Origin of the sequence: Halorubrum persicum (assembly GCF_002727125.1) — an archaeon.
GTDB lineage: Archaea > Halobacteriota > Halobacteria > Halobacteriales > Haloferacaceae > Halorubrum > Halorubrum persicum.
On sequence record NZ_NHOA01000100.1, the window covers coordinates 1 to 9,515 of the forward strand.

Consider the following 9,515-nt stretch of genomic DNA (forward strand, 5'->3'; position numbering starts at 1 on the left):
CCAACGCTTGTTTGACTAGGCGACGACACTGCTCAACGAAGTCGAGGAGATCGACTTCCATGGACAGAATCGATTTCCTCGGCTTCGTCCTTCTACTCCGCGATATTAGCCGATTAGATCGCTATTCAACACAGCAATTCAGACTACTACTGTATTTCACAATTTACTGATACGGACGAATGTAGGTGCTGTAGCGACCACGGAATCTCTACACGAAACCATACGTACTTTTTAATCGAAACACTTCTACCGTACGATGGCAACCTGTGACGATTGCCGACTTCCTATTGAACGCTCACTGAGTACAGAAAAAAAACGTGTTCTCTGTGACCCCTGCTCGTCTCTCCATGATCTCGACTCCTCGATTCGGATGCGCCCGGTCGAACGTGGCGATCTAGAACTATTACTCGCGTGGAGATCGAACCCTGAGATATATCGACACTTCCGTGTACAGGACGAACCACTCAACTGGGATGAACACGTGGAGTGGTACGAATCACGGTCCGACAATCGCTACGATTTCTTGATACGGTACGAGAAACGCCGTATCGGTGTCGTCAGCATCGATGCTGATGACGAAGTTGGAATTTATCTTGGAGATTTCTCCGCACACGGCCACGGAGTCGCAACGGCTGCGCTTGAGTGGATCTGTAACCGCTTCGCGGATCGTACCCCGTTGACCGCGGAAATTCATGAAAACAACGAACCATCAAAAAACCTCTTCAAACGCTGTGGATTCGAAAAGAGTGCTACAGATGGTGATTGGGTACAGTACATCTACGAATCATAGTTTGCGATATCCTCCCAACCTATGCCATCTCCTTCCCGAACGTCCTGATCGGCCGTCGTGCCAACTATCTCATCGTAGAATTTGGGATCGAGACCGGGTGTACGCCCTCCTGGACGTAGCACCTTCAGGTTCTCCTCGGTTAACTCCTCGCCCGCCTTGATGTCTTCGACCGCGTGAATCGCGCGGCGCGCTTTCTCGTGGAGTTCGCGTTCGACCTCCAGTACGCGTTTTTCGCCCGAGCCGAGCGCGGCTTCCGTATCGCGAATCGCCGTCACCATCTGGTCTAATTCGTCGGGTTCAAGCGCGAACTCGTGGTCGGGTCCCTCCATCGATTTATCTAGAGTGAAGTGCTTCTCGATAACGCAAGCGCCGAGGGCGACAGCGGTCGATGGGGCGGTTACGGGATCGAGCGTGTGATCCGAGAGACCCGTTAGAACGTCGAACTCCTCGTGAAGCGTCTCAATGACGCCGACGTTGATCTCGGAGATCGGCGTCGGATACGCGGCGACACACTGTAACAGGACGAGCTCGGAGGCCCCTGCCTCGCGGAGTGCCATCACCGATTCCGCAACCTCATCCAACTCGTGAGCGCCCGTCGACATGATGATCGGTTTGTCGGTCTCCGCGAGGTGTTCGAGAAACGGGATGTGGCTGCTCGTGTACGAAGCGACCTTCCACGCGGGAACGTACTCGGCGAGTTCCGCCGCGGATCGCTCGTCGAACGGCGTCGACATGAACTGGATCCCACGCTTGAGACAGTAGTCGTGTAGCTCGGGGATCCACTCGTAGGGCATCTCCATCGACTCGATAATCTCGTAGATGCTCCGGTCGTCGTCGAGATACTCGACCTCGCCGCTCGCTTCGACGTACAGGTCCTCGGCGCGGAACGTCTGGAACTTCACCGCGTCGGCCCCGGCATCGGCGGCGACGTCGATGAGTTCTTTCGCGGTATCGAGGTCCCCGTTATGATTCGACCCCGCCTCCGCGATCACGAACGCCGGCTCGTCCGGCCCTACAGGACGGTCCCCGATGTGAAACTCGGCCATACCGTTTCTCCTGCGAGCGAACGAATAAAATCATCCGATCGGATTCTAGCGTCTCGATTTGTACTCTCGAACGTTGGCGGGCTGCCGAGAAACCGCTCCGTAGAACCGTTACGTGTGATATTCGCGTAACCTGCGCACGGCCGTAATCACATCCTCAACATCGTTATCGTCCATCTCCGCGTGAAGCGGAAGGCTCACCAGACCATCGTACACCATCTCTGTCTCAGGGAACGCTCCTCGTTCATACCCGAACTCCTCTTGGAAGTACGGGTGATAGTGAAGGGGGACATAATGGACCTGTACGCCGACGTTCTCTGCGTGCATTGCGTTAACGAACTCTCTCCGGCCACACCCGAACTCCTCGCCGATCTCCACGGCGTATAAGTGGTACATCGGATCAGCGTTTGTCGGTTCCGGCGGCGTCCGAACTCCGGATACGTCGTTGAACGCCTCGTCGTACCGTGCGATGATCTCGTCTCGTCGTGTCTTGAACTCCGCTAACCGATCGAGTTGAGCGAGTCCGAGCGCCGCCTGGAGATCCGTCACGTTGTAGTTGTACCCAACGCCTTCCGAGACCTGATACCAAGGCTCGTTGTCGTGACCGTCCGGATCATAATCCATATCGAACGATCGGAGCCGACGCAGCCGCGTCGCGAGATTGTCGTCGTCTGTGACGACCATTCCACCTTCGCCGGTCGTGATGTTCTTGACTGGGTGGAAACTGAACATCGCCATATCGCGCTGCGCGCCGATCGATTCGCCGTCCCACGTTCCGCCGAAGGCGTGACACGCGTCCCAGATCACGGTCAGGTCGTACTCGTCGGCGACTTCCAGAAGACCTTCGATATCTGCGGGATGACCCCCGTAGTGCATCGGAACGATTCCCTCCGTTGCCGGCGTGATCTGCTCGCGAACCGCGTCCGGATCGAGGGTTCGTCGGTACGGATCGATGTCGGCGAACACGGGCGTCGCTCCGCAGTACGTCGCCGCATGCGCTGTCGACACGAACGTGAGGGGTGTGGTGATGACCTCATCACCGGGTTCGAAGCCGGCCGCACGCCCCGCCAGGTGAAGCGCCGTCGTTCCGGAGGTCGTCGCAATCGCGTGGTCGACGCCAACGACCTCGGCGACACGCTCTTCGAACGCCTCAACCGTCGGTCCGCGGGTGATGTAGTCTCCCTCAAGCGCCTCCACAATCGCCTGTTTTTCGTCGTCGCCGATACTCTGTGAACCGTATCCCAAAACCTCCTCGCGGATCGGTTCGCCGCCGTAGTGTGCCGGCATATCCCCCGTCATTTCGCGACCTCCTCGGACTCATGAAGCCACGTCCGTAGCCGAGAGATACCCTCTTCGAGCGTGACCTCCGCTTCCCAGTCGAGTACGTCGTTTGCCTTCGTTGGGTCACAGAGCAGTTTCCGGACTTCGCTTTGCGGATGGTGGTGTTCCACGTGCGTGATATCCGTCCCGTCTGTTGCGATCAGCTCTGCGAGTTCGTTGATCGACACGTCGGCTCCCGTTCCCGCGTTGATGACCTCACCGACGGTCTCGTCACTGAATGTTCCTTCGACGATGAACTGAGCGCAGTCGGTCGCGTACAACAGATCTCGTGTCTGGGCCCCATCACCGAAGATCTTCAGCGGCTCCCCTCGAATATCGCGGCTCGTGAAGATCGACACCACGCCGCCCGCCATCCCGGTCTTCTGATACGGCCCGTATGTGTTGAACGGGCGCAGGATCGTGATCGGGAGATCGTACCCGTGGTAGTAGCCCTCGGCCATGTCTTCGGCGGCTAACTTCGACCCGGCGTACGGCGACGCCGGCTTCGTCGAATGTTCCTCGCTGATCCCGGTCTCCGAGTCAACCATGTCGTACACCATACAGGTGCCGACGAGGCCAAGTCGCGTATTGTCCTCCCGACACGCTTCGAGAACGTTCTGGGTACCGACGACGTTCGCTTCGAAGTGCGCTTCCGGGTCCTCAAGACTCTCTTGGACATCGATCTCGGCCGCGAGGTGAATACACGCGTCAACATCGTGACCGAAGAGTCGACTCACATCCTCCCGAGATCGGACGTCCCCCTCGTAGATGTGGAACCTGTCGTTGTCTCGGAACTCCTTGATGTTTCGTTCGGAACCGTTCGAGAAGTTATCGAGTCCGTAAACCGTGTGCCTCCGGTCGAGAAGCTCCGCAACGACCCAGCGACCGATGAATCCAGCGGCACCGGTGACGGCAACTGTTTCACTCATTACTTGTTCTGATTGAACAGTTCGTCTCTAGGAGTGAGACGATTTCGCTTTTCGATAGCTTCTCTGCGTCCTTCGAGGACAGCACGATATCGTCGACCGGTTCGAATCCTTCCGGCGGATCCGGTGTCCGAGTTTCGGTCGCCTCCGGAAGAATGGCGTACATCGAGTCGTTCTCGTAGGCACGCCGAGACTCACGCTCGGTCATGATCTCCTCGTGGAACGTCTCACCCGGCCGAGGACCGATGACCTCGATATCGATGTCGTTCGGCGCGTATCCGTACTCAGGTGCGAGCGTCTCGATCATCGCATCCGCCAAGTCCGGGATCCGGATTGCAGGCATTTTGTAGACGAACACCTCACCGCCGGTCGTTTTTCTGGCGCCCCCAGTGACGAGATCAAACACGTCGTCGTACGTGAGGAAAAATCGAGTCATCCGATTATCTGTCAGGGTGATCGGTCCACCCTCAGCAATCTGTTCGGTAAAGAGCGGGATTACAGATTGTGAGGACTTGATCACGTTCCCGAACCGGACAGATGCGAGGTCGATGTCGCTCCCTCCGCTATAGGTGTTTCCAGCCGTGACAAGTTTTTCTCCGAGTAGTTTCGTGGTTCCCATCGTGTTGGCTGGATGGACTGCTTTGTCGCTACTCGTGAAGACGAAGCGATCGACGTTCGCGTCGATAGCCGCGTCGACGACGTTTTGGAGCCCAAGCGCGTTCGTCTTCACCGCCTCAAAGGGGTTGTACTCGCAGATGTCGACGTGTTTCATCGCGGCCGTATGGATGACGACGTTTACGCCGGACATCGCACGCGCGAGTCGGTCACTATCTCGGACGTTTCCGGCGAAGAACCGGCAGCGGCCGTCGGAAATTTCTGATTTCAACGATGCCAATCCCGGTTCGCTGTTGTCAAGAATACGGAGAGTCTGCGGATCCCGATCAAGTAACCGTGGAATGAGGGAGTGGCCGACCGATCCCGCTCCACCGGTCAAGAGTACGGTGTTGCCGTTAATCATCTCTTTCACGTTTTCTGGACGGCACCAATCAAGCTACTGAATCCGATCGGCGCCTTGAGTAAAATCAGACTCCAGGTTAAACGATGGACTACTACGTTCGACTGGGCTTCGTACGGCTCCGCGTACTTTCCGCCCTCCACAACGAGTTGGTCATGTTGTCCTGTCTCAGTGACTCGGTCCTCCTCAACCGCGTAAATCTGATCGACGTTTTTCACCGTCGACAGCCGGTTGGCGTTCGTCACAGTAGCGTAGGCTCGACCCACCCCTTCAATCGCTTGTTGAACCTATTTTTTGATTCGAGAGTGTGTCATAGAAAACCTCCTAAGGGAGTCGCAGGGCTTAGAAACTACGTCTACCAGTTCCGACGCTCTACAAACGTAGCTTCGGTCAACGACTTCTTGAATACAGCGGCGACAGAGATCGTACCGCTGTTCGAGCACCTTCCGGTTCCCGAGTTTCTGGTTGTACCGCAACTCGGTTTAGAGCAGACAAACAGCAGTCTTTTGATTGTTACCCGACCACATCGGATAACCAGCAATGTCTACGAACAGTAAGGAACTCTTGAATCGAGAAAAGCTCCGTGCTCTCCGCCGAGTGGCAGAATATCGTCCGCTATTTACCTTCGGGCTCGTCTGCTTCGGCGCATTCGTCGCGCTCCTCGAAGGAGTCGGCCTCAGTTTCATTTACCCTATTCTTGAAACGGCACAGAGCAATGACCCTACTACCGCTGGCGGCCCAGTAATGGAGCTGTTTATTTCCACCTATCAGTTCTTCAATATTCCGTTCTCACTCGGATATCTCATCACCGGTGTTGCGCTGGTAATGACGGTTCGATACACAATGTCTTTCCTCGCGCAGTGGTTCGCCTCAATACTCGCAAAACAGTACGAAAAACATCTACGTACGCGAGCATTCGAAGGTGCTCTTGATGCTGAAGTGAGTTACTACGATGAGGCGGGATCCGACGATATCCTCAATGCAATCATCACAGAGACGCGGTACTCCGCATTGGTGATACGGAAGGGCGTCCAGATGCTCCAGATGTTTTTTTTGGTGTTAATGTACGTTGGCGTGATGTTCTACATCACCCCGTCAATGACTATTTTTGCCATGTTACTGCTCGGAGGGATCACTGTTCTACTCCGAGTCGTAATCGAACCGGCGGTTACCGTCGGCTCGCGGGTAGCAGAAGCGAACGAGCGCGTTCAGGAGACAGTACAGGCTGGAACACAAGGCATTCGGGACGTCAAACTGTTTGGCCTACGCTCCGAAGTATTCTCCGCGTTTTCGGAATGGATCGATCAGTATGCGGTCTCAGAAGTCGATATCAAGCGGAACGAAGCTGCGATCAAAAACCTCTTTGAACTGTCTGCCGCGGTCACAATCTTCGCGTTGATTTATATTGGATTTACCTTCACAGGCCTCGCACTCGGTGAACTCGGTATCTTCCTGATTGCGATGTTCCAACTGGCACCGCGTGTGAGTTCGCTGAACCGGCTGGTTTATTCAGTTGAAGGATATCTCTCACACCTCGGACGGACACATATATTCTTGGACGAATTTGACGAAAGACAAGAACAAAGTGGCGATCGATCTGTGGACTGCGTTTCTCATATCGAATTTGATGACGTGGAGTTTTCGTACACAGAAGATGAGCAAGTACTCCGCGGTCTTTCTTTCGACGTGACTAAAGAGGATTTTGTGGCGTTCGTCGGACAATCTGGTGCTGGGAAGTCGACGATTGTCTCATTGCTCGCACGGATGTACGATCCCGATACCGGAGAGATACGCGCCGACGGCGTACCAATTCAAGAGTACGACATTGAGCAGTGGCGGGAGCGAATCGCAGTCGTCCGACAACAGCCGTACATATTCACCGACACGTTGGAGGACAACGTGACGATTGGGAACCGAGACGCGACGCGCCAAGATGTCAAACGTGTCTGTGAGATCGCGAAGGTTGACGAGTTCGTCGATGAACTTCCGAACGGATATGACTCGCAGTTAGGTGACGACGGGGTACGACTGTCCGGTGGACAGCGTCAGCGTGTGGCACTCGCACGAGCGTTATTGAAAGACGCGGATTTCCTCGTGTTAGACGAAGCGACTAGTGACTTAGATTCATCATTGGAAAGCGAAGTACAAGCAGCAATTGAGTCAATGGATCGAGAGTACGGAATTATTGCGATTGCCCATCGGTTGTCGACAATTCAAAACGCAGATCGAATCTATACAGTTGAGAATGGGCAAATCGTTGAATCTGGATCACATGAAGATTTGCTTGAGGATAATGGGGAGTACGCTAAATTACACGATATCCAGTCGGGTGAGTAGGTTTAGGTATCATATTACTCATTCGCTAATGAGAAGTTCATTTTTGATTAACACATTATTGATTTCAAACTGAGTTGGAACGCGCGGAAATTCTGCGCAAGGTAATCTTTGAGATACCTCTGTGTGGCAAGAGCCTCGCGTCGAGTGGCTCTCGCAGGTGTTCGCATGAGACTATATCATCGGTGTGTTTACCACCTCGTTGAATAACAACTCTAGTGAATCGCCACACTACGGCGAGATAAATCATCAGTTCAAGAGGGTTAAAGCGGGAGACTGACGAAACTTATGTTGGGATCTCCGCCTCACGAACAAAAGCGGTACAGTTAGCTAAAAATACAGTTAGTGGATGAGGTGAAGCCGCCGCCTCCAAAGAGAGTGAGACTTCGCCGACTACACTGTTGACAATTAAATATAAAATATGATAGATAGTACATTATTATTTAAGAAATAATATAATTAAAATTAGTATTCGCGTTCCATTATGTTATCAAAAGCCTTTGATATGTTCCTTATTGGATTCGGTTCAAAAAAGTATTTTAAGTCATAATTGTCAGTGCGATCTCTTTCGCCGTTAAGTATTCCTATGAATTCCTCAGGCGAGGATACAACTGAAGCAACATTCTGTTCAATAAGATACTCCATTCGAGTAATTCCGGGTGCATTTAATAAGTAAGTATCTAAATCAAAATTAAGCCCTTCCCATATAACTGTAGAGTTCACACCAACTTGGATTTCGGACTCAGCAAGAAGTTTGTATAGAGGAACAGAATCATTATCAAGTACTTTTATCGGAGCACGATCAAGCCATGGATACTCATCTTTCCAGCGAGCATATTCTCCCGGATGAAGCTTATATATTATACTATACTCGACATCGTATACAGCTAGTTCCGCTGCGAATTTGGAGATGACCTTACCAAAGGGTCCTTGAGATATAAACAATATCTGTTGTTTATTTTGGATATCCTCATATTTTTTCTTTTCTTCCTCCAAGTATTGATAACCAACAGGATATACATTTTCATCACGTATCGGGAAGTTAATATTTTCCTTCCAAAATTCACCAAATACAAAAAGATAATCTGGAAACGTTGTGCTACTTTTATTTCCTGTAAAAGAGTAACCAAGATGATCTGGACCGAACCCACCATGTTGTAATTCCACTACCGGCAAATCCCGATTCTTACAGACTTCTATAAATGTGTGTTTGAACGCACTCGCCACGATAACCGCTATTTTCGGCTGTATTCGATCTAAAAGACGTTCATAGAGCCACTTTTTTGATTTGCGCTCTCTCATTTTTTCTCGTACTAAATCACATAGGCAGACTGAAATATCAAAGGCATCGGATAGCCCCCTCTCAATCGCTAAAAGCTTTCTTTCTTCGTCTTCTGTTAACTCATAATTAGCGAAACCGAGCTCACGTTGTACCACGCTTGTGTACGTTATGACATCTAAATACTTGATATTCTCTGTCTTCGCTGGTTTCTTGTGCGAAAATTCATATGGTGGCTCGGAATATACATAATCAAGGTCTAGATTGTTAAGTATAGGGTCACAAAACAAATCCCATTGGAAACCGTCTTCACGAGGCTTACGTCGGGAACTACCCATAAAAAAGAAATCAGACTTCGAAGCAAAAAACGGGTTTTTTAAAAATAGAGATCTTCCCCACTTATATACTCCTTTTATATGATTAAATATATTGCTTTTATCTACACTTGAATGGGGTTGATTTATTATATCTAGTTTTCTTAATATCTTTCTGAATAGGTTTTGACGAATTCGCTCCCAAACAGGTGTGCCATTTATTTTTATAGAAAAAGTATTATACTCTTGTTCGAGGTCTAAAAACAGTCTTAAAGCCTTGTCATATTCGAGATTATAGCTGTTCATATGGTTCATACTATAATGAGAATCGTTATTTATAAGAATTTTTCTTCATCTGGCTTTCATGAATCGCAACACTGCGGCGGGATAAGCCACCAGTCTGAGGGGAGTTGAACTAGGAGACTGTCGACACTCATATTGAAGATCTTCAGCCTCACGAGCAAAGCGGTGCAGTTATAGTAGCCGTTAGAACT

7 protein-coding genes are annotated in these 9,515 nt (G+C 51.4%); 2 read left to right on the forward strand and 5 right to left on the reverse strand.

From position 1 onward, the window contains the following. Positions 1-256: 256 nt before the first annotated feature. Entirely contained in the window at positions 257-790 is a 534-nt protein-coding gene (locus DJ69_RS11610; RefSeq protein ID WP_099255759.1) for a GNAT family N-acetyltransferase, read from the forward strand. Here DJ69_RS11610 and DJ69_RS11615 read toward each other — a convergent pair. The 4 genes from DJ69_RS11615 to DJ69_RS11630 form a co-directional block, all read right to left on the reverse strand. Further along, positions 778-1,836: an N-acetylneuraminate synthase family protein gene (locus DJ69_RS11615; RefSeq protein ID WP_099255760.1), complete on the reverse strand. Its 1,059-nt coding sequence runs from the start codon at positions 1,834-1,836 to the stop codon at positions 778-780. The genes DJ69_RS11610 and DJ69_RS11615 overlap by 13 nt on opposite strands. A 108-nt stretch (positions 1,837-1,944) precedes the next feature. Continuing rightward, complete coding sequence (locus DJ69_RS11620; RefSeq protein ID WP_099255761.1) at positions 1,945-3,132, reverse strand: DegT/DnrJ/EryC1/StrS family aminotransferase; 1,188 nt, start codon at positions 3,130-3,132, stop codon at positions 1,945-1,947. Further along, the gene (locus DJ69_RS11625; protein ID WP_099255762.1) at positions 3,129-4,082 is read right to left on the reverse strand and encodes a dTDP-glucose 4,6-dehydratase; all 954 of its coding nucleotides are present in this window, start codon (positions 4,080-4,082) and stop codon (positions 3,129-3,131) included. Before DJ69_RS11625 ends, DJ69_RS11620 begins: the two co-directional genes overlap by 4 nt. Further along, complete coding sequence (locus tag DJ69_RS11630) at positions 4,075-5,097, reverse strand: polysaccharide biosynthesis protein (RefSeq protein ID WP_099255763.1); 1,023 nt, start codon at positions 5,095-5,097, stop codon at positions 4,075-4,077. Before DJ69_RS11630 ends, DJ69_RS11625 begins: the two co-directional genes overlap by 8 nt. A 537-nt stretch (positions 5,098-5,634) precedes the next feature. Here DJ69_RS11630 and DJ69_RS11640 point away from each other — a divergent pair. Continuing rightward, positions 5,635-7,431 carry an ABC transporter ATP-binding protein gene (locus DJ69_RS11640; RefSeq protein WP_099255765.1) on the forward strand — a complete coding sequence of 599 codons (1,797 nt, stop codon included), beginning with the start codon at positions 5,635-5,637 and terminating at the stop codon, positions 7,429-7,431. A gap of 462 nt (positions 7,432-7,893) precedes the next feature. On the opposite strand, the gene DJ69_RS17920 is transcribed toward DJ69_RS11640, so the two are convergent. Further along, entirely contained in the window at positions 7,894-9,336 is a 1,443-nt protein-coding gene (locus DJ69_RS17920) for a hypothetical protein (protein ID WP_144050433.1), read from the reverse strand. Positions 9,337-9,515 lie beyond the last annotated feature (179 nt).